Here is a 24,203-nt window from a genome sequence, read left to right as displayed (position 1 = left end):
ATGACCACCGCAGAGACCGCCTGGACCGAGGCGATGAGGTACGAGAACCGCCACGATCCCTACCGGTTCTTCGACGAGCTTCGAAAGACACCCGTGGTGCAGGTGGCCGACAAGGTCTATGTCGTCACCGGATACCGCGAGCTGCTGCAACTCGCGCACGACCCGCACGTCAGCTCGGACATCTCGAAGAGTCCGATCTCGGCCCAGCCGGCGGCCCATACGCAGGCCGACGTCGGCGCCGAGCACATGCAGGCATACGGCCGGGAGCCGAGCCTGATCGTGTCGGATCCAGCCAAACACGACAGGCAGCGCCGGCAGGTGATGCGGCACTTCGCGCCGCCGCACTCGCCGAATGTGATCCCCGCCATGGCCACTGACATCCAGGCGCTCTGCGACGACTCGCTGAACAAGACCAAGGCGAAGGGCGGCAACACCTTCGATGTCGTCGACGACTACGCCTACCCGGTTCCGGTAGCCGTCATCTGCCAGATCCTGGGCGTTCCGCTGAAGGACGAGCCCACGTTCCACGGCTGGATCTTCGATTTCATGGCGGGCGCCGACATGGGTCCGGACGCCGCCACCGAAGAGGGGCAGGCCCGCAAGCAGAAGGGCAAGGAGAGCACCGCGGCGCTCACCGCGTACATGGCCGACCTGATCCAGGGCTTCCTGACGAACCCGCAGGACAACGTGCTGTCGAAGATGGTGAACGACCACGACGGTCCCGACGGACCGATGACGCCCGAGGAGGCCGCGGCCAACGCGATGCTCCTGCTGATCGCCGGCCACGACTCGACGGTCAACACCATCGCCCACTGCGTGTTGCTCCTGCTGCGCAACCCCGAATCGCTCGACCTGCTTCGCGACAAGCCGGAACTGATTCCCAAGGCGATCGAAGAGGTGTTGCGGCTGCAGTCGGCGGTCCAATTCTTTCCCAGCCGCAGTGTCACCGCCGACGTGGAGGTCGGGGGCACGGTGATCCCGGCGGGATCAGCGGTCCATCTGCTCTACGGGGCCGCCAACCGCGACCCGAAGCGGTTCCCGGACCCCGAGAAGTTCGACATCCAGCGGCCCGACAACCAGCACGTGGGTTGGGGCCGGGGAGTGCACAGCTGCGTCGGTGGGCCACTGGCGCGACTCGAGGTCAACATCGCGGTCGAGACATTCCTGCGCCGGGTCGAGAACCCCCGACTGGTTGTCGATCCGCCGCCCTACCGCCAGAATCAGGTTTTCCGCGGACCGCTGCATCTCGAGGTCGAGTTCGACCGGATCGCGGACTAGCTCGCCGTGAAGGCCTTTCAGTTCGTCGAATGGCAGCAGCCCGGCCAACTCCGGGACGTGCCGGTCCCGGAACCCGGCCCGGGGGAGGTGCTGATCAAGGTCGGAGGCGCCGGCGCCTGCCACTCGGATCTGCACGTTCTGGAGTCGCCACCCGACACCACGGCCTTCACGCTCCCGTTCACGCTGGGACATGAGAACGCCGGCTGGGTCGAGAAGATGGGTTCGGGTACAACGGGTTTCGCACCGGGGGACCCCGTCATCGTCTACGGCCCGTGGGGGTGCGGTCTGTGCATGAACTGCCGCAAGGGGATGGAGAACTACTGCCAGACACCGGGCAAGCCCAGCCCCGGTGGCCTCGGCGGCACCGACGGCGGCATGGCCGAGTACCTGCTCGTGCCGTCAACGCGCTACCTGATTCCGTTGGGCGATCTCGACCCCCGGGACGCCGCGCCGCTCACCGACGCTGGGCTCACCAGCTATCACGCGGTGAAGCGCTCCGTGCACCTCCTCGGCCCGGGATCGACCGCGGTCGTCATCGGCGCCGGTGGACTGGGACAGATGGCCATTCAAGTGCTCAAGGCGCTGTGCTCGGCGACGACCGTTGTCGCCGTCGACACCTCGGACGACAAGCTGGAGATCGCGAAGACACTCGGCGCCGACGAAGCCCTCGTGTCCGGTGACGGTGCGGTCAAGCGAATCAAGGACATCACGAAGGGGCACGGCGCGGAGGTAGTCCTGGATTTCGTCGCCGTGAACCCGACGCTGACGATGGCGGCGCAGGTGGCGCGGGTGCTCGGCCACATCACGATCATCGGTGTGGGCGGCGCGGCGCTGCCGGTGAACTTCCACAGCCCGCCGAACGAATGCTCGGTTGCCGCACCGTTCTGGGGGTCCATTCCGGAATTGATCGAGGTGATCGACCTCGCGCAGTCCGGCAAGATCAAGATGCTCGTCGAGCACTTCCCTCTCCATGACGCGGCCCACGCCTATCACCTGCTCCACGAGGGCAAAATCAACGGCCGCGCCGTCATCACGCCGAACGACTGAAGCTCGTCGAGCGTGCGGCGTGCCGTCGTCGGGACGGCCGGTGCTCGGGTGTCGTCGGCGAATCGGCCGCACATCGACGACCCGCCGCACAATTAGGCCCGGCACCGGGCGTTGACACACGCGTCGTCGACTGGTTCCATACAGCCTATGCAGATTAACCCGGTCAGTTCTACCAACTTAATGGGGAAGTGATGACGGCGACGCAGGAAACCCTCGCCCAGACGGCCCGGTACGAGCTGAGCCATCTGCGCGTGCTGGAGGCCGAAGCGATCCACATCATCCGCGAGGTGGCCGCCGAGTTCGAGCGGCCGGTGCTGCTGTTCTCCGGCGGCAAGGACTCCATCGTGATGCTGCACCTGGCGCTGAAGGCGTTCCGGCCCGGCCGCCTGCCGTTCCCGGTGATGCACGTCGACACCGGCCACAACTTCGACGAGGTGCTGCAGGCCCGCGACGACCTGGTCGCCTCATCGGGTGTCCGGCTGGTGGTGGCCAAGGTGCAGGACGACATCGACGCAGGCCGCGTGGTCGAGACCATCCCGTCGCGCAATCCGATGCAGACGTTCACGCTGCTGCGCGCGATTCGGGAGAACAAGTTCGACGCCGCGTTCGGCGGTGCCCGCCGCGACGAGGAGAAGGCGCGCGCCAAGGAGCGGGTGTTCTCCTTCCGCGACGAGTTCGGTCAGTGGGACCCCAAGGCGCAGCGGCCCGAGCTGTGGAACCTCTACAACGGCCGCCACCACAAGGGCGAGCACATCCGCGCCTTCCCGCTGTCCAACTGGACCGAGTTCGACATCTGGTCCTACATCGGTGCGGAGAAGATCGCGCTGCCCTCGATCTACTACGCCCATCAGCGCAAGGTGTTCAAGCGCGACGGCATGTGGCTGGCCGTGCACCGGTACCTGCAGCCGCGCAAGGACGAGGACGTCGTGGAGAAGACCGTGCGGTTCCGCACCGTCGGTGACGTCACCTGCACCGGATGCGTCGAGTCGACCGCCGCCACCGTCAACGAAGTGATCGCCGAGACCGCGATCTCCCGGCTGACCGAGCGGGGCGCCACCCGCGCCGACGATCGGATCTCCGAGGCCGGCATGGAGGACCGCAAGCGAGAGGGCTACTTCTGATATGGCTACGCTTCTTCGGCTCGCGACCGCGGGCTCGGTGGACGACGGCAAGTCGACACTGATCGGCCGGCTGCTCTACGACTCCAAGGCCGTGATGGAGGACCAGCTCGCGGCCGTCGAGCGCACCTCCAAGGAGCGCGGTAACGACTACACCGACCTCGCACTGGTCACCGACGGCCTGCGCGCCGAGCGGGAACAGGGCATCACGATCGACGTCGCCTACCGCTACTTCGCCACGCCCAAGCGGAAATTCATCATCGCCGACACCCCTGGACACACGCAGTACACCCGCAACATGGTCACCGGCACCTCGACGGCGCAGCTGGCCATCGTCCTGGTCGACGCCCGGCACGGCCTGCTCGAGCAGTCGCGCAGGCATGCGTTCCTGGCGTCGCTGCTGGGCATCCAGCACATCGTGCTCGCGGTGAACAAGATGGACCTGATCGGCTGGGACAGAGAGCAGTTCGAGAAGATCCGGGACGACTTCCACGACTTCGCCGCACGCCTGGACATCCACGACGTCACGACGATCCCGCTCTCGGCCCTGCTCGGCGACAACGTCGTGACGAAGTCCGACGCGACGCCCTGGTACGACGGCCCTGCGCTGCTGTCGCATCTCGAAGAGGTCTACATCGCCGGTGATCGCAACCTCATCGACGTCCGCTTCCCGGTGCAGTACGTCATCCGGCCACAGACCCACGAGCACCAGGACCACCGCAGCTACGCGGGCACCGTGGCCAGTGGCGTGATGCGCACCGGCGATGACGTGGTGGTGCTGCCGTCGGGCAAGACGTCGCACATCACCGCGATCGAGGGACCCGGCGGCCCCGTCGACGAGGCGTTCCCGCCGATGGCGGTGTCGGTCAGCCTGGCCGACGAGATCGACATCTCGCGCGGCGACCTGATCGCCCGGCCGAACAATCAGCCGAGGGTGGCGCGCGATTTCGACGCCACGGTCTGCTGGATGGCCGACGAGGAGTCGCTGGAACCCGGCCGGGAGTACCTGATCAAGCAGACCACCCGCACGACGCGGGTGAAGGTGGCCGCGCTGGACTACCGGCTCGACGTGAACACTCTGCACCGCGACAAATCCGCAACGGCGCTGAAACTCAATGAGCTGGGCCGTATCTCGCTGCGCAGCCAGGTTCCGTTGCTGCTCGACGAGTACAGCCGCAACGCCGCCACCGGCTCGTTCATCCTGATCGACCCGAACACCAACGGCACCGTGGCGGCCGGGATGGTGCTGCGCGACAACCGCAACGACGTCGCCAGCCCCAACACCGTGCGGCACGAGTCGTTGGTGAGCACCCAGGACCGGCTCACCCGGGGCAGGACGGTGTGGTTCACCGGCCTGTCGGGAGCGGGCAAGTCGTCGGTGGCGATGCTGGTGGAGCAGAAGCTGCTGGAGAAGGGCGTGCCCGCCTACGTTCTCGACGGCGACAACCTGCGGCACGGGCTCAACGCGGACCTCGGGTTCTCGATGGCCGACCGCGCGGAGAACCTGCGCAGGCTGTCGCACGTCGCCACGCTGCTCGCCGACTCCGGGCAGATCGTGCTGGTGCCGGCGATCAGTCCGCTCGAAGAGCACCGGGAGCTCGCGCGCCGGGTGCACACCGAGGCCGGCACGGACTTCTTCGAGGTGTTCTGTGACACCCCGCTCGAGGATTGCGAGCGGCGTGATCCGAAGGGGCTGTACAAGAAGGCCCGCGCCGGGGAGATCACGCACTTCACCGGGATCGACAGCCCGTACCAGCGGCCGAAGAATCCCGACCTGCGGTTGACGTCCGACCACACGCCTGATGAACTCGCGGCCATGGTGATCGATCTGCTGGAGAGCCGCGAGTGAACGACCACGAGTTGGCCGCCCGGCTCGCGACCAGGGCAGGCGACCTCTTGCTCGACGTGCGGGCCGAGTTCGCCGACGCCGAGGTCGCCGAGCGGAAGGCCGCGGGGGACAAGCGGTCTCATGACTTCCTGATGACGGAGCTGGCGTCCGCGCGGCCCGCCGACGCGGTGCTCTCCGAGGAGGGCGCCGACGATCCGGTCCGGCTGCGGTCGCAACGGGTGTGGATCGTCGACCCGCTGGACGGCACCCGCGAATTCTCCGAACTCGGCCGCGACGACTGGGCGGTGCACGTGGCCCTCTGGCAGGACGGCGAACTGGTCGCGGGCGCCGTCGCCCTCCCTGCGCAGAACACCACGTTCGCCACACCCGAGGTGGCCCTGCCGGGCGCCGTCGACGGCCCGCCGCGCATCGTGGTGTCGCGCACCCGGCCGCCGGCGATCGCACTCGCGGTCCGCGACGCGCTCGGCGGCGAGCTCGTCGAAATGGGTTCGGCCGGTGCGAAGGTGGCGTCGGTGGTGCAGGGCCGCAGCGACGTGTACGTGCACGCGGGCGGTCAGTACGAGTGGGATTCGGCGGCCCCGGTGGCGGTCGCTCGTGCGGCCGGTCTGCACACGTCGCGCATCGACGGGTCGCCGCTGCGGTACAACGCGGCCGATCCGAAGCTGCCCGATCTGGTGGTGTGCCGCCCCGAACTCGCCGCGGCCGTGCTGGCCGTCACTACGCTCGGAGAATGACGCAGCCCTCGACGAAGGTCACCCGGCTCAACGGTAAACAGAACACGTCGCGGGCCGCTCTCGACGAACTGCTGGCCGCCACACCGCTTGCCACCGTGGCGCTGGTGCGCGACGGGCATCCGGTGATGTTCCCGACGGGGTTCGCGCGCGTCGGTGACCATCTCGTCATCCACGGGTCGACGGGCTCACCGTGGTTGCGCGCCCTGTCGGCCGGCGCCCCGGCGGCGGTCTCGGTGACCACGCTCGACGGGGTCGTGGTCGCCCGCAGCGCCTTCGAATCGTCCTTCCGGTACCGCAGCGCCGTCCTCTTCGGCGTGTTCGACCGCGTCCCCGACGACGAGAAGCCGGCCTGCCTGGAGACGTTGACCGACACGTTCGTCCCGGGCCGGGTCGCCGAGCTGCGGCCCAGCACGCGGAAGGAACTGGCCGCGACCGTGGCACTGCGGATGCCGATCGGCACCGACAACTGGTCGCTGAAGGTCAGCGCGGGCTGGCCCGAGGACCCCGAGGACGACATCGCCGCAGGCGGCTGGGCGGGGGTCGTGCCGATGTCGGTGAGCTATGGCGCCGCCCTGACCGCGCCGGACTGCGACCCCGCCACGCCGGTGCCGGAGTCGGTGCGCACGCTGTCCGGGCGAAACAGCCCCGCCGGCGGCTACTAACGTGTCGGGCATGCGGATGTCGGCCAAGGCGGAGTACGCCGTCCGGGCCATGGTGCAGTTGGCCACGACGGACGAGGGCGTCGTGGTCAAGACCGACGATCTCGCCAAGGCGCAGGGCATCCCTGCCCAATTCCTCGTCGACATCCTGTCCGACCTTCGCACCGACCGGTTGGTGCGCAGCTACCGCGGCCGTGAGGGTGGCTACGAACTCGCACGCCCGGCAGCGGAGATCAGCCTGGCCGACGTGCTGCGCTGCATCGACGGACCGCTGGCCAGCGTGCGCGACATCGGTCTCGGCGATCTGCCGTACTCGGGCCCCACGGCGGCGCTCACCGACGTGTGGCGCGCACTGCGGGCGAGCATGCGTTCGGTGCTCGAGCAGACGACGCTGGCCGACGTGGCCTCCGGGGCGCTACCCGGGCATGTGGCGGCGTTGGCCACCGACTACCTCGGCCAGGAACGGCAGCGGGGTCACCACCCGCCGGTCTAGTTCCCGAAGCCGCGGGCGCTGCGGATCAGCGGCAGCGTCGCGGTGGTCGCGAAGCCCGTCGGTGCCTCGCACACCGCGGGCACGGCGTTGAGGATCTGCATGCCGGTGGCGATGTTGGCGGCATTGACGTGCTCGGCCATGGTGGCCGTGCGGCTGAAGCTCGCGAGCGAGATGAAGTGGGTGCGCATGGACGGATCGCCCTCGATGGTCAGCGTCCACCCGTGCTGCGGCTTCGGCCAGTGCGCCGGGTACTCGTTGCCCACCGTCCACAGCGTCTCGATCTCGACGAGTGGCCGGCCGTCGCGGCGGCCGACCCAGTTCCAGCGTTGGCCCGCGGTGGTGCCGGCGCGCAGCAGGTGGTCGAAGATCTGATGGTCCTCGACGGCCGCGACGGCGTCGACCGAGGCCGTCACCTCGTCGATGCCCGCGTGTAGCGCGTCGGCCAGCAGCCACACCTGCTCGGTGAAGATCCCGCTGTTGAACGCGAGGAAATCGGTTGCGGTGGGGCTGATCTCGTCGACCGGGCGACCGAAGCACATGTTGTCGAACGTGATGGCGGTGCTGTCGTAGACCGACCAGTCGGCCCGCTCCTGCAGTGTGATCCGCTCGACGGTGCGACACATGCCCGACAGCGCGAGCGGCAGCGCACCCGACAGGTTGCCGGGATTCAGTCCGCTGCCGTGCACGGTGGTGCCACCCCGCCCGCACGCCGCGAGCAACCGATCGCGGTCGGCGGCGGGCATCCGGTCGGGGTGGAACAGGAAGGCGGTGGTGACCACGTTCTTGCCGCCGGCCAGAAGCGCGCACACGTCGTCGAGGTCGACGATGCGCGGTGTGTAGACCACGCAGTCGGCGTCGAGGGCCAGGATCGCCTCGACGTCGGTGGTGGCGGTGACGCCGACGGGTGTGCGACCGATGAGGGTGCCGGCGTCGACGCCGTCCTTGTCCGCGGAGTAGACCCGCACGCCGACCAGTTCGAGGTCTGACCGGTCCAGGACGGCGGCGAGGATCTCGTTGCCCACCGCCCCGGTGGCCCACTGGATCACCCGGTAGGGCGGTCGGGTGGTCAACTACCCGATCCGTATGCGCGGGTGATGATCTCGAGGTAGTGGCCGGACGGATCCTGGAAATAGACCCCGCGGCCGCCGTCGTGGTGGTTGATCTCACCGGGGTGCGATCCCCGCGGGTCGGCCCAGTGCGGCATGCCCCGCTGCCGGATCCGGCCGTAGATCGCGTCGAACTCGTCCTCGGACACCAGGAACGCGTAATGCTGAGGGTGGATGTCCTCGTCCGGTGCGGCCTGTGCGTAGTCGAGGCTGACGCCGTGGTTGAGCGTGACGGCGAGGAACGGTCCGAATTCCTGCGCGGCGGGAAGACCGAACAGTTCGGTGAAGAAGGTCGCCGACTCTTGGCGGTCCCGCGCGGCGACGATGGTGTGGTTGAACGTGATTGCCATGTCACATCAGTCAAGCAGTGCATCGCCGCGGGGGCAAGGATGCACGAACTCAGCGCCGACCGTTGGACATGCTGCTGCTCGGGATGGCGGTGCGCTGTCGGGCGTGCCTAGATGTGGCCCGGCCCGCCCATACCCATGCCCATCCCACCCGCGTGCATGCCGCCGCCGAAGCCGCCGGTGTGGATGCCGCCGCCCATGCCGATGTGGCCCAGGCCGCCCATCCCCATGCCGCCGCCCATGCCACCGGGCATGCCGATGTGGCCGATGCCGGTAGGTCCGCCCATGCCGCCGATGCCGGCAGGCCCGCCCATGCCGGGGATGCCCCCGGGTCCACCCATGCCGGGGATGCCTGCCGGTCCGCCCATCGGCGGTGGCGCGATCGGCGGCGGTGCCATCGGCGGAGGCGCGATGGGGGGCGGCGCGATGGGTGGCGGCGGGGGCGCGATGGGCGGCGGCGCGACGGGTGGCGGCGGTGGCGCGACCGGTGGCGGCGCGACGGCACCGCCCGGTGGTGGCGGCGGGGGAGGTGGTGGTGGCGGCGCACCGGGAGGTGGCGGCGGAGGTGGTGGTGTCGGGGGCGCGTACGGGCCGCCGGCACAGATCGGATTGGTGGGCTGGCTGATGCATGCGGTATCCGCAGGCCCAGTCGGGATGCCAGAACCGGGGGGAGGAGGCGGCGGCGCGGGGTCGTCGGGCCCCGGTGGGTTGTCCAGGCACTTGGCCAGCCACGGCTTCACCTGGCATTCGGGATCGTTCGGGTTCGGCTGTGCGTTCGCGGTGCCCATCGCGCTGGCGGCGGCGATGCCGATGCCTGCGACGACCACACTTGTTCTGGCCATCGCGCCGCGGAGTCCCGAAATCGTCGCCCAACCCATTCACTGCTCCTCACGTGCGGACCCAACGAGCCGTCCCGGCGTTTGCCGATGTCGACGTAATTCCGCTTATCGTGGCACGCCGGCTCGTTGTTTGTTCAGGAAACAACTCCAACTCGACGCTGGCGTGCGGAGGTCGATGCCGGACGTCAACGCCGACGGATATTGACGGCATGGTCGATATTTCGGCTGGTAGATGCCCGGAACCCCAACGGACCGCCGCTCAAAGTCACCCGCACCGGATGCGTGCGTGGCCGGTCCAACCGCCGTCGCCGAACGCCGTCAACGCGTGAACGTGCCGGGTGGCGCCGAGTCCCTTGCCCGAGGCCTGGGTTTGCGGGACGACGTCAGCGGCGGCGGAAGTGCACGCCCTCGATCACGACGTCACCGGTGTCGGAACGCGCGGTGATGTCGCCGACGGCGGCGGTTGGGTCGTCGGTCTCAGGCACCGAGACTGTCGCCGGCTCACCCGACTGTGCGCGCACCAGATAGGGGCCGCGTCCGGGCAGTCCGATCACCACGTCGCCGTTGCGGCTCACCGCGTCGACGATCCGCGGTGCGGTGTCTCGGAAGTCGACCGCGATGTCTCCGTCGGAGGTGACGGCGCTGAACTGCTCGCGCACCGAGATCGGGTCGTGCGCGGTCACCTCGCCGTCGACGGTGTGCACCTCGATCCTGCGCGCGGCACCGCTGAGGACGACCGCCCCGTCGTCGGTGCGTGCGATCAACTGGTCGACGTCGGCCTGCGCCAGCACCACGCCGGTCCTCTGCTGGGTCCGCACGGTGAGCCTGCGTGCCTGATCCGGCGGCAGGGTCACGGTGATCTCGCCGCCACGTGCCCACGGCAGCATTGGCGAGGGTGACCCATCGATCGTCACCCGCCGCTCGGCGCCGCTGCCGGTCACCGCGAGCCGGTGCTCGCCGCCGCCGTTGGCGTTGACCAGTCGCAGATCTACCCGCGGTTCGCGGGTCGCCCGATCCGCGGTGATGCGGATGGCGACCGGCACGTCGGCGGTGTCGATGACCAGCGAGCGCATCGCGGTCGGCAGGTTTTGGCTGTCGGCGACCACCCGGACCGTGCTGACGCCCCACGCGGTGATGCCGAACGCCACCACGCTGCCGATCACCAGCAGCGCGGCGACGGCGATCAGGGCTCCGCGCAGGGCGTTACGGCCGCCGGGCGTCATGGCCGGCGGCGGTCCGGCCGGTGCGGGCGTCGGGGGAGCGATGGTGGTCATGCGCAGGGTCCTTCCGGGTGGGTCATGACTCGAGGTAGCGCAGCACCGCCAGCACGCGGCGGTTCTCACCCTCGTCGGGCGTCAGGTTCAACTTGGTGAAGATCGACGCGATGTGCTTCTCGGCCGAGCCGACCGAGACGTGCAGCGCGGTGGCGATGGCGGAGTTGGTCCGACCCTCCGCCATCAGTTGCAGCACCTCGAGTTCGCGCGGTGTCAGCTGCTCGAGGACACTGCGTCGGTGCGAACGGACCAGGATCTGCGACACCACCTCGGGATCGAGCACGGTGCCTCCACCGCCCACCACGTCGACGGCGTCGAGGAACGCGGGCACATCGGCCACCCGGTCCTTAAGGAGGTAGCCGAATCCCCTTGTGTCCGAGGCGATCAACTCGGCGGCATACCGTTCCTCGACGTAGTGCGACAGCACCAGCACCGGCGACTCGGGGTTCTGGCTGCGCAGTAGCGCGGCCGCGCGGATGCCCTCGTCGGTGAAGGTCGGCGGCATCCGCACGTCGACGATGACGAGGTCGGGACGCTGCTCGTTGACCAGTCGCAGCAGGTTGGTGGCGTCGGGTACGCCGGCGACGACGTCGTGCCCGGAGTCGGTGAGGATGCGCTCGATGCCGGCCCGCAGCAGTGCGGAGTCCTCGGCGATCACGACGCGCATGGCAGCACCGCCGTGACGTTGGTGGGCCCGGTCGCCGGGCTGGAAACGGTGAAGGCGCCGCGGGCGGCCCGCACCCGCTCGTCGAGTCCGCGCAGGCCGGTGGCGTTGTCGTCCGCCGTGATGCCTGCGCCACCGTGGCCGTTGTCGAAGATGTTGACGTGCAACTGGTTCGACGCCTCGTCGAGCCGCACCGTGACGACCGCCTGGGTGGCCTGCGCGTGTTTGGCGACGTTGGTCAGTGCCTCGGCCACCACGAAGTAGGCGCACGCCTCCACCTCGTCGGGCAGCCGGCGGGGCAGTTGCAGGTCGAGCGTGGTCGGAACGGCGGATCGCTGCACCACCGACGACAGCGCCGCGTCGAGACCACGGTCGGACAGGATCGTGGGGGCGATGCCGCGCACCACGTTGCGCAGTTCGACGAGTGCGCTCTTGGCGTCGTCGTGGGCCTCGGCGATGAGCTGTCTGGCGGTGGGCGGATCGGTGTCGAGCTTGGTCTGCGCGAGGCCGATCGTCATCGCCAGGGCCACCAGGCGGGGTTGCACGCTGTCGTGCAGATCGCGCTCGATGCGGTGTCGCTCGGTCTGCGCTGAGGAGACCGCGCCCCAGCGGGCATCGGCCAGTGCGCTCACCTGGTGCTGCAGCGCGGCGGTCGGTGACGGCGACAGCAGCCAGCGGTCGATCCGGGCGTCGAGCCATGGCGCGAAGACCAGGATGGCGACGGCGGCGAGCACCGCGACGGCGGCGAGCAACCACGCCAGCACCGGAGGCAGGGAAGGCAGGCCGGCGTCGTCGCCGCTGGCGCTGACGGCCATCGCCGCCGGAGGTGCGAGGAAGGCGAAGGCGGTGAGCGCGAATGCGGCGCCGACAGCCGTCATGTCGTACGCCATCCGGAGGTAATGGTGTGCCACGCCCTTCCAGAACCGTGCGCTGCTGAAGTCGAGCCACTGCTGGTGCAGCCAGCGCTGGAATCCGCTGTATTGCGACACCTTGCGTGCCGGCACGCCGATGCCCATGCCGAACACCGCCTCACTGCGCAGCCGTTCGAGTCGTTCGACACCGCGCATCAGGTAGATGAAAACCACGGCCGCGAGCACGAACCCGACGCCCGAGGGGATCGACGAGACACCCAGGACCAGGATGGCGAGCGGAATCCAGAACCACACAAGGGCGATCGCGGCGCCGGTGATCATCGAGGCCGTCGGTGTCACACCCAGGTGGCGGACGGCCGGCGTGTTGTCGTCGGCGGTGGGCTCTGTGCTCTCGGCGGCGGCGTCGGGCACCGGGGAGGGGTTGGAGGTGACTGCGACCATGCCCACAAACCTATGGAGTCGCCGGGGCGCGCGACACAGTGTTTCCCCGTTGATCGGGTAGGGGAAACCCCCGCACCGATGAATTCCGCGGCGACGCCCGGTCTGCTCTGTGACACATCAGTCCGGACCCGAGGAGCACATCATGACCGTCACCGCATCATCACCGCACAGCAACACCGTCGACGCCGCGGGCAGCCGGGCCGGCCGACGCGCCGGCGTCGCGATCAGCGTCCTCGTCGGGGCGTTCCTGGTCTTCGACGCGCTGGGCAAGCTCGCTGGTGCGTCCCAGGTCGAAGAGGGCACCGCCACCCTCGGATTCCCGCAGGGGCAGGCGCTGGTCATGGGCATCGTGCTGACGATATGCGTTGCGGTCTGGGCGATTCCGCGGACCTCTGTGCTCGGGGCGCTCGGCATCACCGCCTACCTCGGTGGCGCGGTCACCGCCAACATGCGGGTCGAGGCGCCTCTGTTCTCCCACACGCTCTTCGCCGTGTACGTCGGTGTGCTGCTGTGGGTGGGACTGGTGCTGCGCCGGCCACACCTGCTCACCGTCGCGGGCCTGCGGCGCTGACCTACGCCTCGGCGATCAGCTCCAGCGCGATGTTGTCGGGGTCGCGGAACTCGAGAATCCAGCCGTGCCCGATGGCCTTGACCGGCTCGTGGGCGATGCCGAGGCCGTCCAGGTGACGCGCGGCCTGATCCAGCGCGTCGCGGCTGGACACCCGTAGCGCCAGGTGGTCCAGGCCCGTGCGGTCCTCGTCGAACCGGTCGGTGCCGACGGGCCGCAGGCCGATCAGCAGATCTCCGACGCGGTAGAGGACGCCGCCGAACAGGAAGTGCAGCCGTTCCCGGGTCGTCGCGTCGGCATCGGCGGGCACCTCGAGGGCCACCGGCCAGTCGAACACCTGCTCGTAGAACTGCCGCGAACGGTCGATGTCGGTGACAGTGAGCCGGATGTGCCCGATGGTCGATGCGTCGATTGCCATGCCCTGGATGCTGCCACCCGTGCCAGAATCGCCGCGTGCGGATTGGGATGACCATGCCGGTGATGGAGCCGAACCTCGATGCGGCTCTGCTGCGCGCCTGGGCCGAAGTGATCGACGGGGGGCCGTTCTCGTCGCTGTGCTGGGGCGAGCGCGTCGCATTCGACAATCCGGACAGCCTGACCCTGCTGGGCGCTCTGTCGGCCTGGACCGAACGGGTCCGGTTGGTGACCACCGTCGTGGTGCCTCAACTCCACGATCCGGTGATGCTTGCCAAGGGTCTGGCGACGGGAGACATGCTCAGCGGCGGTCGCCTGACGGTCGGCATCGGTGTGGGTGGCCGCCACGAGGACTACGTGGCCGCAGGCGCGGATCCCGCGACGCAGACGATGCGTGAGATGGCCCGGCGGGTGGCGGTGATGAAGCGGGTGTGGGCCGGGGAGAAGGTCACCGATTCCGTGCTGCCGGTGGGGCCGTCGCCGGTTCAGGCCGGTGGGCCCGAACTGCTCATCGGCAGCATCGGCCCGAAGACCGTGCGCAGCGCGGCCGCCTGGGCACGCGGACTCGCCGGCATCACGCTCGACATGGACCTCGGCAAGCAGCGCGAGCTGTTCGACGTCGCCCGCGATGCGTGGGCGCAGGCGGGCAAGCCGGCACCGCATCTGGGTACCTCGTTCTGGTTCGCCATCGGTGACGACGACGTCGCGCGCGGGCAGGTGCACCGGCATCTGCGGCGGTACATGAACTGGATTCCCGCCGAATACGTCGATGCGATGGCCCCGACCACCGGATTCGCCGGTACAGAGCGTCAACTCGTCGAGGTGCTCGGCAGATTCGCCGACATCGGCACCGACGAGGTGCACCTGATCCCGACGAGCAGCGACATCGACCAACTCCGCCGGGTGGCCGATGCGGTCGGGGTGTTCGCGTGACCGGGCCGTCGGCGTTGCCGCGTCAGCGGCGCGGGCGCGGCGGCCGCTCGGCCGCCGCGGTGAACTCCTGCTCCGGACGACCGGTGGTGCCGTACCTCAACCCGACGGTCACCTCGCCGGCACCGGTGAGCGTCGCCAGGTAGCGCTGAGCCGTCGCCCTCGACACCCCTGTCACATCGGCCACCTCGGCGGCGGACAAGGGGTGTTCGGCACCGTGCAACGCCTGCAGCACGAGCTTCCTGGTGGGGGACTGCGGCGCCGCGGACTGTGGTGCCGGCGCGATCTTCGGGCGCAGCGCGTCGATGGCCGCGTCGATGGCGGCGGGGCTCAGCGTCTGGGCCGAGAGGATCCGGCGATACCGCGCATAGCCGGCCAGCCGGGCGGCAAGCTCGGTGGGCGGGAAGGGCTTGACCAGAAAGCCGAGCGCGCCCGCGGCGATCGCGGCCCGCACGGTGCGCGACTCGGTGGCGGCGGTGAGCATCATCGCGTCACCGGCCAGCTCACGCACGAAGTCGACGCCCGACCCGTCGGGCAGGTACACGTCGACCAGGGCGAGGTCCACAGGACCGACCCGGCGCGCGGCAGCCAGCGTGGTCACGGTCTCGACGACGGTGAATCCCGGTAGCGCCTTGACGATCTCGGCGTGCATGTTGGCCACTCGAAAGTCGTCGTCGATCACGAGGACCGTCAATTCTGGGGCGTCCACTGTGCCTCCTCCTCAATCATGACTCCCGGCAGCCGGGCGATGAATTCTGCGCCGCACAGCCGGGCGTCGGGGTCACCGGCGCTCGACAGCCACAGCTCGCCACCGAGTGCCCGGCTGAGCTGGCGGGACAGGGCCAGCCCGATACCGCGTCCGCCGGGGATCCCGGAATCGGGTTTGGTGGTGGTGCCTTCGACGAAGAGCTGGTCGACGAATTCGGCCTTCACCCCGGAGCCGCTGTCCGCGACCGTGATGTGCAGCGTCGAATTCTCTTGCAGTAGTTCAATTTCAACCTCCTTGACCGCCCCTGCGGCGCTCCTCGTCGCGTCGATGGCGTTGTCGACCAGGTTGCCGAGCACCGTGGTGACGTCGACCGGCAGCGCCAACCGCCCGGCAACCCAGGTGTTCTCGCCGATCGTGAGTGTGACACCCGCTTCGCGTGCGGCAGCTGCCTTCGCGGCGAGAAAAGCCTGCAGGTACGGGTCGCGTACCGCGTCCATGCCCGGTACCGCCGAGCCCAGTGGTCCGGTGCCGAGCAGCTCCTCGACATAACTCGCCGCCTCGTCGGTGTGCCCGGCGTGCAGCAGGCCGTTGAGCAGGTGCAGCCTGTTCGCGAATTCGTGGCGCTGAGCGCGTAGCGCGCTGCTCATCAGCTGAACGGCGTCGAGTTGGCGCGTCAGCGATTCGACGTCGGTGCGGTCCCGCACCACCAGCACGGTGCCCAGGTTCCGCCCGTTGCGTTCGACGTGCCTGGCCGAGACCACGACGACGTGCTCCCCGACGGTGGCCAGCGTGGGCGTGGGGTCCGCGGCGCGGAACACCGCGAGCACCCGCGGGGTCAGTCCGATGTCGGACACGGGCCGGCCCCGTGCGTCGCCGATTCCCAGTAGTCGGCAGGCCTTGTCGTTGACGAATGCCGTCCGCCAGTCGGCATCCGCGGCGACGACGCCTTCGCCGATCCCGTGCAGCACCGCCGCCTGGACCCGGACCATCTCGGCCATCTCGGTGGGCCGCAGTCCCAGCGTCAGTGAACGCCAGCGGCGCGCCAAGAGCACGGATCCCACCGCTCCGAGCAGCAGGGCCACCCCACCCAGCAGCGCCGAGGCGCGGAGGTTGCTCCACAGCTGTTCATGCACGGCCCTGGTCGACACCCCGACGCTCACCTCGCCGACCACGCGCTGCGAATCCGGCGCGTAGACGGGAACTTTCGCTCGCACCGATGGACCGAGGGTGCCGGTCTCGTGTTCCACTTCCTCGCGCCCGGCCAGTGCCTGCGACGGGTCGCTGCTCGTCCGCTTTCCCAATTCGGCGACGTCCGGATGGGCCAGTCGCAGGCCCTCGTCGTTGGTGATGACGACGAAGAGCATGTCGGTGCGCTGCCGAACCTGGGTGGCGATGGTCTGCAGGGGGCCTTTGGCGAGTGCGGAGGGCACCAACGGCCCCGGCTGCCCGTCGAGCGCGGTGACGTCGGCGCGCACCGCGGGCGCTGCGGCGAGCACGCGGGCCATGTCGAGCGCGCGCAGACCGTACTCCTGGCGGAGTTCCTGGTGACCGAGTACCGCGAACATCACGAACGCGGCGACCAAGGTGATCGCCACCACCGCGAACTGCAGCACGAGCACCTGCGTCGCGAGCCGCGCATCGATCCGGCCCTTCCTGGCCATGGCCCGGAAGCCTACCTGCAGTTTTGGGCGCAACCCGGGAGAATCGGGGTGGCGGGCCGCCGCCGGCATCGACTTCCGGTGCGGGCGTGGTCAGGAGTCCTGTCCGCCGGATCGCCGGTCGTGGCCACGGAACGAGTCGTGGTCGTCGTGCCGGAAGTCCGAGCGGTCGCGCGAATGGTCGGAGTGTGACCGGAACGAACGCCAGTCCCAGTCGGGCCGCGAGGTGTCATGCCACGGCTGCCACTGGTATCCGTGCTGCTGGAACTGTGTCGAGGGATCGGGCGGGCTCGGCGGCGCAGGTGCGGGTTCATGGGACGACGTGTCCGCTTGCGCAGCCTGGCTGACCTGTCGGCGGGGCGGGGCCGACGACACCGACGCCGCCCGGATCGCGGGCGCGGCCGCGGGGGCCGGCGGGGGCGCCGGTGCCGGAGGCGGTGGGGGTGGCGCAGCGGGTTGGGCGGCCGCTGCCGGCGCTGGTGCTGCGGGGGCCGGGGCGGCGGTGGCGGTGTGGGGTGTGCCGAAGACGAGTGCCAGCGCGGCGGCGACCGCCGCGACCCCACCGGCACCGGCGATCAGGGCCGCCGGCCGAAGAGAACGCGGCGTCCGCGCGGGCGCCGGATACTCGGCGGCGACGGGCTCGGCAGACCACGCATAGGGCGGTGGTGCGGCGAGGGCCGGGGTCGGCTGCGCCGCGGTCGCGGCGGCCGGTTCGAAGCGGTACACCCCTGCGGGGCGGGTAGGCGGGTTCCACCAGCTCTCGGTGCGGGTGTTCGGGTCGTATGTCGACATGGGATGCTCCTCGATCGTCGGCCTCCAGGGGGATTCCTGACGGCGTCACATCCGAAGCTAGGGAGCGCGAATGGCGTTGGCGCGCTTGTGCTCACAACCCGCGCAGCGTGCGATAAGCCGGTTCTGCGCATTGTGCTCGTCGAGTGGTGCGAAGTGTCCCGCGGAATAGCCCACGGGGTGGCTGTGGTTGGGTGAACCGTGACCGATCAACCGGAACTGAGCCCCACCGACTGGGTACGCGAACAGACCGAGCGCATCTTGGCGCAGGGCAGCACGGACGGCGTCGAGGTCCTCGACCGCGCGATCGTCCTCTTCACGACGACCGGCGCGCAGTCCGGCAAGAAGCGCTACGTGCCGCTGATGCGCGTCGAGGAGAACGGCAAGTACGCCATGGTGGCGTCCAAGGGCGGCGACCCCAAGCACCCGAGCTGGTACTTCAACGTCAAGGCCAACCCCGCGGTGACCGTCCAGGACGGCGACAAGGTGTTCTCCGGCACCGCGCGCGAGATCGAGGGTGAAGAGCGCGAGCACTGGTGGAAGCTGGCCGTCGAGGCCTATCCGCCGTACGCGGAGTACCAGACCAAGACGACGCGGCAGATCCCGGTCTTCATCGTCGAGTAGTCACCCGAGGAATCCGCCTCGGCAAATTCTGGATCCGCCATCGTCGCGCCGCGGCGTGTGTGATCGTTGACACATGCGTAAAGCAATGCGGAGCGTCGTGTTGTTCCTGCTAGGGGTGCTGGGTGCCGTCTTCCTCGGCGCCGCGATGGCGGTCACCGCGGCGGTCAGCCTTGCTGCCACGGCCCTGATCGTGCCGGGCACCGGCACCCCGGTCGCCGACCTCCCGTACATGGAGAACGTGCGTGACTACTACCTGGGCGACACCGCGTGTCAGCCCGGCAGTTGCACGCTCGAGAGCATCGAGTACCCCGCGTCGTTCTGGCCGTTGCCGATCCCCGGCTGGTGCCGATCCGGAGCGAATGGCTGCGACACGTGGAACGTGTCCGTGGAGAAGGGCGTCGAGGATCTCGACGCGAAGGTCAATGAGTGGCTGGCCGACAACGCCGACAACGACGAGCAACTCGTGATCTTCGGCTACTCGCAGGGCGGCCAGGTCGTCTCCAACGAGATGCGCGCATTGGCCACGCGGCTGAACGCCCAGCAGAAGGGGCGTGTCGAGGTCGTCATGATCGGCAGCATCGCCAATCCCGACGGCGGGCTGTGGCCGCGGCTCAGCCCGTTCTCGTTGCTCACCCAGGCTCTGCTCGACGCGACGCTGGGTCCGCCGATGATCACGGACAGCGGGATCAAGACCACCGTCATCGGATTCGAGTACGACCCGGTGGTGTACTCCCCGAAGTACTGGGGCAACCCTCTCGCGGTGCTGAACGCGCTTGCTGCGTTCGACACCGTCCACGGTCAGTACCTGGCCGGTCCGAACCGCCCGGGCAGTGGATCACTGCCCTACGGGTACACGCAGGAGGAACTGGAGGCGGCGCTCGCCGATCCGGCCAACGTCCGCTACGGCGGCGGCGATCCCGTCAACGGCAACCGGTACATCATGATCCCGGCGAAGTCGCTGCCGCTCGCCGACCTGATCCTGAGTCTGGCCGACTCGGCAGGCATCAAGCCTTTCGTGAAACCGTTCGTCGACCTGCTGGCGCCGATGGCCAAGGTGATCATCGACCTCGGCTACGACTGGAGCGGCAACCCCGACACGCCACAGAGCCTGTCGATCCTGCCGTTCAACCCGAATCAGAACTGGCTCGAAGTCGGCGTGAAGCTGATCGCGGCAGCGATCCAGGGCATCGAGGCCTTCCTCGGCAACTTCGGTGTGGACGCCACGGCCGACCCGGCGACGACACAGGAGCCGCTGTCGACGCTCCGCATGGCACCGGCGCCGACCGACGTCGAGACGGTTCCCAGCGAGGAGACGCCGGTGCCGGAGGACGCGCTCGGGAAGCTCCGGTTGGTGCCTGATCTCGTCGAGGCACCGAGGGGCGCCCCGATTCCCGTGCCGCAGGTCGTCGACCAGGTGTCCGTCGTCTCGGACGTTGCGCAGGCCGAGATCGTGACCGAGAAGCCGGCGGTTCAGCTGGTACCCGAGGTGCCCCTTGTTCAGCCGGTCGCAGTGCCCGAGAAGACGATCACGCCCCAGGCGCCGTCGGGCGACCAGGTGGTCGGCAAGGGTGACGTCACGCCGGGCGACGGTGACAAGCAGGACGTCACGCCGGGCGACGGTGACAAGCAGGACGTCACGCCCGGCGACGAGGAGAACAAGGACGCGGAAACGGAGGACGGCGACAAGAAGGACGCAGAGGCCGGGGACGGCGACAAAAAGGACGCCGAGAAGAACGACGCCGAGAAGAACGACGCCGAGAAGAACGACACCGAAACCAACGACGACAAGGCAGCGGCTTGACCGCCCGCCTCGCCGGCGCCGAGTAGTCCGCCCATCAATCAAGGCCGGCGGTGACGAGCGCCGCCGCTACCCGGACGTGCTGCCCGACGTGTCGCCTGACGTGTTGCCTGATCCGCCGGTATCCGACGTGGAGCTGTCCGAGCCCGAACCGTCCTGCCTGGCGTCCGACGTCGAGTCGGTCGAAGAGTCCTCGGTGCCGGTCGGGGCCTCGGTGGCCGGTTCGGCAGTGGCCGAATCCTCCGGCGCCGCAGGGGCACTGGTGGCCGTCTCGTCCACGGCGGTTTCGGTGGGCGCGGTGGCGCCCGTCGTGGCCGTCGGTTCGGTCACTTCGGTCGACGGTGGCGGCGCTGACGTCGTGGCGGCGACCGTCGTACTCGGCGCCGTGGTCGTCGGCGGCGCGGTCGACGTCGGTGACGGGAAGGTTCCCGGCTGGTCCGCCTCGATGATCGCCTTGATCTCGTTGGTGAAGGCGTCGAGTTGAGGGGCGATGTCGTCCGGGTCCACCTTGCCCTTCTCGATCTGCGCTTCGTAGGCCTGGATTCGTTTCCAGACGGCGTCGATCTTCGCGGTGGCGTCCTCCGACAGCGGCTCGTCCAATGTGACGAACAGCTGCCGTGCGAGCGCATAGGTCAGGCAGTTGACGCATTCGTAGTTGAGCGCGCCGGCCAGATTCTGCGGCACCGCGACGTTGTCGTCCGTGGCGTCCTCGTCGATGACGATCACCACCTGGTAGGCGACGGCGACCGCGCCGCAGGAGTTGCACGAGGCGTAGGCGTGCGCCTCGTTGACGTTCATCGCCTCCGATCCTTCGACGTACACCATGGCGAACGCCGCCTCGTACTCCATCGTGCCGTCGGTGGTGTTCACGGCGAGGGCCTGGTTGTCACCCGGGTCCGGGGCCAGCGGCTTGTCGACCGGGAACACCCAGCCTTCGTCGGCAGCCTGCGCAGCAGCAGGTTTCGCGATGTATCCGCCGCCGCCATTGCTCTCCACCGCGGTCGGCGCCGCCTTGGGGACGAGGATGACCGCGAGTTGTGGCGAGCTCTGGGTCGGCGGCGGGGTGCTGGTGTCCCAGAGCGCCTGGATGACTCCCCGTCCCCCGGGGACGAGCCTGCTGCTCGCGACCGGCTGCGGCGCCTCGGTGACGGTTCGGGGTTCGCCCAGTCGATCGACGCCGAGCGCGAACGCGATGTCACCGATCGTCCCGCGCTCACTCGCCTGGATCGGCCGGTAGTTCTCCTGGTCGAGCCACGTGACGGCCACTCCGGCCGCCACGGCCGCGCCGCAGACGACCGCCAGTAGGCGCAGCGCGGGCTTCCCCTTCGTCGCGTGCCGGACGCCTTGGACCATCTGGCGGATGACCCGGATCAGCAGGTAGATGACTCCTGCCATCGGAATCGCTATCGCGACCATGGCGAGCACCCGGGCGGCGGCCTGGATGAAGTCGCCGTCGGTCCAGGCCGCGGCGAAGACGTCCTGCTGCTTGTTCAGGCTCGCCCAGGCGGTGCCGATCAGACGGGGCAGGGCGTAGACCGCCACGGCGAGGGAGGCGATCAGCATCGGGACGACGACCAGAACCCACACGGTCACCACGATTCGAGCCCACGGCTTCAGTGCCCGTGCCTGCGGATCACGCCACCGCCAAGGCAATACGCCGAGCAGTGTCGGCTTGATGCGGCCGTAGAGGTCCGGCACGCCTGTGAGGTCCGCCAGGACGTGGTAGCCGTCGAATCTCACCAGCGGTGCGAGCTGACGGAGCATCTGGATGATCTGGGTCGCGACGACGAGCAGCAGCGCGTCGTAGCGCAGTCCCAGCCACACACCGGTGATCGCCACCGCCACAATGGCGTTGAAGTACAACCCACCGAGATCGGTGCGCAGGCGTCCGGCGCGACCGAGGCGGTAGGAATCGGTGACATCGGTGTAGAACGCGGGCCACACCAGGTAGAGCCCGAATCCCATGACCCCGGGTGTGGCGCCGCCATATCTGGCGGCAGCCGCGTGCCCGAACTCGTGAAATCCCGCCGACAGCACAGTGACGACGAAGACCAGGATCAGCAGCCCCGGCCGCTCGAAGGCGTCATACGCGGCCGCGGCAAGTCCCTTGCGAAAGAACACCCACCAACAGACAACGGCGAAGGCCGCGAGCACCGGCAAGACCATCACCGGCCGGAACAGGAACCGGAACGGTTCGGTCAGCCGCCGGGTGCGGTCGGGGTCGGTGACCGCATAGCGAAACCGCAAGCCCAGGAGAGGGTTCCGCTTGGCGACGGTGGGCTCGGAGCCGTCCACGCCGACCAGCAGACCCAGCGGCCGCAGTTGCTGATCGCAGAAGTGCAGGACGTTGTCCTCGCTCACGGTCCGGCCCGTCGACGCGGATACCGCGGCGGCCACTTCCTCCGGAGGACGGTCACCGTCGATCTCCCGCAGCGTCGCGTACAGCAGTGGCGTGAGCTGAATGGTCTGCCCGTCGGCGCGGCGAACGAGGGACGGCGGGACCCGATATCCCGATCCCGCCATCTCCCCGATCAGCTCGACACCATCCGCGCGACGAAGGGCCGTCCGTGTCGGGCGTGCGCCGTCGGTGGTCGCGGTCACCTGGGTGCTCCTCGTGTCAGCGGGGCGGGACGTCAGCCGTTGGAGGTGGTGCTACCGCCGGAACTGTCCCCACCAGACGTCCCGCCGCCGTCGGTTCCACCACTCGAATCACCAGAAGTGCCAGCGCTTGTGGTGCTGTTCGAGTCTTCCGATGTGGAGTCGTCGGCCGTGGTGTCCGGCTGTGTGGTGCCCTGGTCGATGGTGGAGTCCTGAACGGCGTTCGCACTGGCGACACCCTCGAGGCGCTGGTTGATCACCGCATCCTGGTTGGAGAACGCGATGGCGTCCGAATTGGTTGAACCGACGTTCGCGGCGACGGCCGCATCGATCGGCGCGGCCACATTCGCGTTGGCGGCGACGGCGCCGGCGATCGGTGCCGCCAAGTCGGTGTCGAGGTCGACGTTGACATCGACGTTGAGCAGCGGGCCTTCGAGCGTGGCGAGGTCGCCGACCTCGACCGTGCCACCGTCGTCGGGCGGGGGCGGCGCGGGATCACCGTCGGCCTCATCCGCTTGGCCGATGTCACTGGACTGGTCGGCCTGCGCGTAGGCATCGGCCAGCAGCACCTGGTTGACCGATGCGGTCTGGATGGTCTCGGCCTGCGCGCCGGAGTCCTGCGACAACACGTTGGCCGCTGCGGAAGCTTCGAGCGGTGCTGCGACGTTGAGTTGTGCCGCCGCGGCCAGGTCGATCGGCGCGGCGGCGTCGATGAACACGTCCACGTCGACATTGAGGTCGAGGATCGTCACGACCTCTTTGTCCGGAAGCGCCGTGGCGACCTCCGCCTCGATTTCCTCCGGTGTCAGTCCCTGGCTACTCATCGCGGTCTCCCGTCGCCGTGTCCGACGTTGCTGACGCCGGATCTGCTGGTCATCAGAATGGTGCCGAGAGACGTACCCATTCGCGCTCAAGATCAATGAACAAATGGCCGGAAATTTCAACATCTTTCCGATAGAGCAGCTAGAAGCGATAATGAGCTAATTAACCCGGGTGGCGGATTGTGCGTTGTTCAGCGCATGTAGAAATGCGTTTCGGTGCGACGAGTGCGCTGTATCCAATTAGCTGAATCAAATCAGTCATGCGCCGTTGAGTCGGGAAAGAAGAAGCCCCAGCCTCGGAGTTGCGCGATGCGACGGAGCGTCGACTCGCCGAGAGTTTCGGAGCGACGCGAACGGAAAGCCGATGTGGACTGGGTGCCCCCGGCAGGATTCGAACCTGCGGCCTTCTGCTCCGGAGGCAGACGCTCTATCCCCTGAGCTACGGGGGCGCACGCGATGCGCCGTTGGGCCAAGACAGATTAGCGCATGGGAGTCGCCCACTCCCAACCGCTGTTCGGCGAGTACGCGCCGACGTATGCGATCGGCGGCGTGTCGCAGTCCATCCGCGCACAC

General features: G+C 68.9%; 23 protein-coding genes and 1 tRNA gene. 11 read left to right on the top strand and 13 right to left on the bottom strand.

Annotated features, from left to right (window positions below; all coding sequences use genetic code 11):
- The 7 genes from AB0K11_RS06880 (at nucleotide 1) to AB0K11_RS06850 (ending at nucleotide 7,178) form a co-directional block, all read left to right on the top strand.
- A complete protein-coding gene (locus AB0K11_RS06880; protein ID WP_364973969.1) occupies nucleotides 1-1,278 on the top strand; it encodes a cytochrome P450 in 1,278 nt (425 codons plus the stop codon).
- A gap of 6 nt (nucleotides 1,279-1,284) precedes the next feature.
- Entirely contained in the window at nucleotides 1,285-2,325 is a 1,041-nt protein-coding gene (locus AB0K11_RS06875; RefSeq protein WP_364973967.1) for an NAD(P)-dependent alcohol dehydrogenase, read from the top strand.
- Between the two features lie 191 nt (nucleotides 2,326-2,516).
- Nucleotides 2,517-3,446 carry a sulfate adenylyltransferase subunit CysD gene (gene cysD, locus AB0K11_RS06870; RefSeq protein ID WP_364973965.1) on the top strand — a complete coding sequence of 310 codons (930 nt, stop codon included), beginning with the start codon at nucleotides 2,517-2,519 and terminating at the stop codon, nucleotides 3,444-3,446.
- Between the two features lies 1 nt (nucleotide 3,447).
- Complete coding sequence (gene cysN / locus AB0K11_RS06865) at nucleotides 3,448-5,292, top strand: sulfate adenylyltransferase subunit CysN (RefSeq protein ID WP_364973962.1); 1,845 nt, start codon at nucleotides 3,448-3,450, stop codon at nucleotides 5,290-5,292.
- Complete coding sequence (locus tag AB0K11_RS06860; RefSeq protein ID WP_364973960.1) at nucleotides 5,289-6,026, top strand: 3'(2'),5'-bisphosphate nucleotidase CysQ; 738 nt, start codon at nucleotides 5,289-5,291, stop codon at nucleotides 6,024-6,026. The genes cysN and AB0K11_RS06860 overlap by 4 nt, the downstream gene beginning before the upstream one ends.
- Nucleotides 6,023-6,688, top strand: coding sequence for a pyridoxamine 5'-phosphate oxidase family protein (locus tag AB0K11_RS06855; RefSeq protein ID WP_364973957.1), 666 nt, complete (start codon nucleotides 6,023-6,025; stop codon nucleotides 6,686-6,688). The genes AB0K11_RS06860 and AB0K11_RS06855 overlap by 4 nt, the downstream gene beginning before the upstream one ends.
- 10 nt (nucleotides 6,689-6,698) lie before the next feature.
- On the top strand, nucleotides 6,699-7,178 hold the full coding sequence (locus AB0K11_RS06850; protein ID WP_269892194.1) for an RrF2 family transcriptional regulator: 480 nt from the start codon (nucleotides 6,699-6,701) through the stop codon (nucleotides 7,176-7,178).
- Here AB0K11_RS06850 and AB0K11_RS06845 read toward each other — a convergent pair.
- The 6 genes from AB0K11_RS06845 to AB0K11_RS06820 form a co-directional block, all read right to left on the bottom strand.
- The gene (locus AB0K11_RS06845) at nucleotides 7,175-8,248 is read right to left on the bottom strand and encodes a dihydrodipicolinate reductase (RefSeq protein ID WP_364973953.1); all 1,074 of its coding nucleotides are present in this window, start codon (nucleotides 8,246-8,248) and stop codon (nucleotides 7,175-7,177) included. The two genes, AB0K11_RS06850 and AB0K11_RS06845, sit on opposite strands and share 4 nt — an antisense overlap.
- Entirely contained in the window at nucleotides 8,245-8,634 is a 390-nt protein-coding gene (locus AB0K11_RS06840) for a VOC family protein (RefSeq protein ID WP_364973950.1), read from the bottom strand. Before AB0K11_RS06840 ends, AB0K11_RS06845 begins: the two co-directional genes overlap by 4 nt.
- 107 nt (nucleotides 8,635-8,741) lie before the next feature.
- A complete protein-coding gene (locus AB0K11_RS06835) occupies nucleotides 8,742-9,473 on the bottom strand; it encodes a hypothetical protein (RefSeq protein ID WP_364973947.1) in 732 nt (243 codons plus the stop codon).
- A gap of 380 nt (nucleotides 9,474-9,853) precedes the next feature.
- A complete protein-coding gene (locus AB0K11_RS06830) occupies nucleotides 9,854-10,744 on the bottom strand; it encodes a hypothetical protein (RefSeq protein WP_364973944.1) in 891 nt (296 codons plus the stop codon).
- Between the two features lie 22 nt (nucleotides 10,745-10,766).
- Nucleotides 10,767-11,411 carry a response regulator transcription factor gene (locus tag AB0K11_RS06825; RefSeq protein WP_364973942.1) on the bottom strand — a complete coding sequence of 215 codons (645 nt, stop codon included), beginning with the start codon at nucleotides 11,409-11,411 and terminating at the stop codon, nucleotides 10,767-10,769.
- Nucleotides 11,399-12,721 carry a histidine kinase gene (locus tag AB0K11_RS06820; RefSeq protein ID WP_364973939.1) on the bottom strand — a complete coding sequence of 441 codons (1,323 nt, stop codon included), beginning with the start codon at nucleotides 12,719-12,721 and terminating at the stop codon, nucleotides 11,399-11,401. The genes AB0K11_RS06825 and AB0K11_RS06820 overlap by 13 nt, the downstream gene beginning before the upstream one ends.
- A gap of 142 nt (nucleotides 12,722-12,863) precedes the next feature.
- Between AB0K11_RS06820 and AB0K11_RS06815 the strand changes: the two genes are divergently transcribed.
- Complete coding sequence (locus AB0K11_RS06815) at nucleotides 12,864-13,292, top strand: DoxX family protein (protein ID WP_364973936.1); 429 nt, start codon at nucleotides 12,864-12,866, stop codon at nucleotides 13,290-13,292.
- Nucleotide 13,293: 1 nt separating this feature from the next.
- Here the strand turns inward: AB0K11_RS06815 and AB0K11_RS06810 are convergent, their stop codons facing one another.
- On the bottom strand, nucleotides 13,294-13,707 hold the full coding sequence (locus AB0K11_RS06810) for a VOC family protein (protein ID WP_364973934.1): 414 nt from the start codon (nucleotides 13,705-13,707) through the stop codon (nucleotides 13,294-13,296).
- 47 nt (nucleotides 13,708-13,754) lie between these two features.
- Here AB0K11_RS06810 and AB0K11_RS06805 point away from each other — a divergent pair, with 47 nt between their 5' ends.
- Nucleotides 13,755-14,636 carry an LLM class flavin-dependent oxidoreductase gene (locus AB0K11_RS06805; RefSeq protein ID WP_364976624.1) on the top strand — a complete coding sequence of 294 codons (882 nt, stop codon included), beginning with the start codon at nucleotides 13,755-13,757 and terminating at the stop codon, nucleotides 14,634-14,636.
- A gap of 22 nt (nucleotides 14,637-14,658) precedes the next feature.
- Here the strand turns inward: AB0K11_RS06805 and AB0K11_RS06800 are convergent, their stop codons facing one another.
- The 3 genes from AB0K11_RS06800 to AB0K11_RS06790 form a co-directional block, all read right to left on the bottom strand.
- On the bottom strand, nucleotides 14,659-15,342 hold the full coding sequence (locus AB0K11_RS06800; RefSeq protein WP_364973931.1) for a response regulator: 684 nt from the start codon (nucleotides 15,340-15,342) through the stop codon (nucleotides 14,659-14,661).
- Complete coding sequence (locus tag AB0K11_RS06795; protein ID WP_364973929.1) at nucleotides 15,324-17,003, bottom strand: ATP-binding protein; 1,680 nt, start codon at nucleotides 17,001-17,003, stop codon at nucleotides 15,324-15,326. The genes AB0K11_RS06800 and AB0K11_RS06795 overlap by 19 nt, the downstream gene beginning before the upstream one ends.
- Before the next feature lie 90 nt (nucleotides 17,004-17,093).
- Nucleotides 17,094-17,792 carry a hypothetical protein gene (locus AB0K11_RS06790; protein WP_364973927.1) on the bottom strand — a complete coding sequence of 233 codons (699 nt, stop codon included), beginning with the start codon at nucleotides 17,790-17,792 and terminating at the stop codon, nucleotides 17,094-17,096.
- 198 nt (nucleotides 17,793-17,990) lie between these two features.
- Between AB0K11_RS06790 and AB0K11_RS06785 the strand changes: the two genes are divergently transcribed.
- Both AB0K11_RS06785 and AB0K11_RS06780 read left to right on the top strand, forming a co-directional pair.
- Nucleotides 17,991-18,413 (top strand): nitroreductase family deazaflavin-dependent oxidoreductase, encoded by a 423-nt coding sequence (locus AB0K11_RS06785; RefSeq protein ID WP_364973925.1) that lies wholly within the window; start codon nucleotides 17,991-17,993, stop codon nucleotides 18,411-18,413.
- Between the two features lie 73 nt (nucleotides 18,414-18,486).
- Nucleotides 18,487-20,214: a PE-PPE domain-containing protein gene (locus tag AB0K11_RS06780; protein WP_364973922.1), complete on the top strand. Its 1,728-nt coding sequence runs from the start codon at nucleotides 18,487-18,489 to the stop codon at nucleotides 20,212-20,214.
- A gap of 66 nt (nucleotides 20,215-20,280) precedes the next feature.
- On the opposite strand, the gene AB0K11_RS06775 is transcribed toward AB0K11_RS06780, so the two are convergent.
- The 3 genes from AB0K11_RS06775 to AB0K11_RS06765 form a co-directional block, all read right to left on the bottom strand.
- Nucleotides 20,281-22,812, bottom strand: coding sequence for a M50 family metallopeptidase (locus tag AB0K11_RS06775; RefSeq protein ID WP_364973920.1), 2,532 nt, complete (start codon nucleotides 22,810-22,812; stop codon nucleotides 20,281-20,283).
- Between the two features lie 32 nt (nucleotides 22,813-22,844).
- Complete coding sequence (locus AB0K11_RS06770; protein ID WP_364973918.1) at nucleotides 22,845-23,633, bottom strand: peptidoglycan-binding protein; 789 nt, start codon at nucleotides 23,631-23,633, stop codon at nucleotides 22,845-22,847.
- 373 nt (nucleotides 23,634-24,006) lie between these two features.
- A tRNA-Arg gene (locus AB0K11_RS06765) sits at nucleotides 24,007-24,079 on the bottom strand.
- Between the last annotated feature and the right edge of the window lie 124 nt (nucleotides 24,080-24,203).

The sequence above is a fragment of the Mycobacterium sp. NPDC050551 genome (assembly GCF_040674075.1).
Classification (GTDB): Bacteria; Actinomycetota; Actinomycetes; order Mycobacteriales; family Mycobacteriaceae; genus Mycobacterium.
The sequence above is the reverse complement of the archived record's forward strand: the minus strand, read 5'-3'. Positions and strand labels throughout refer to the sequence as shown.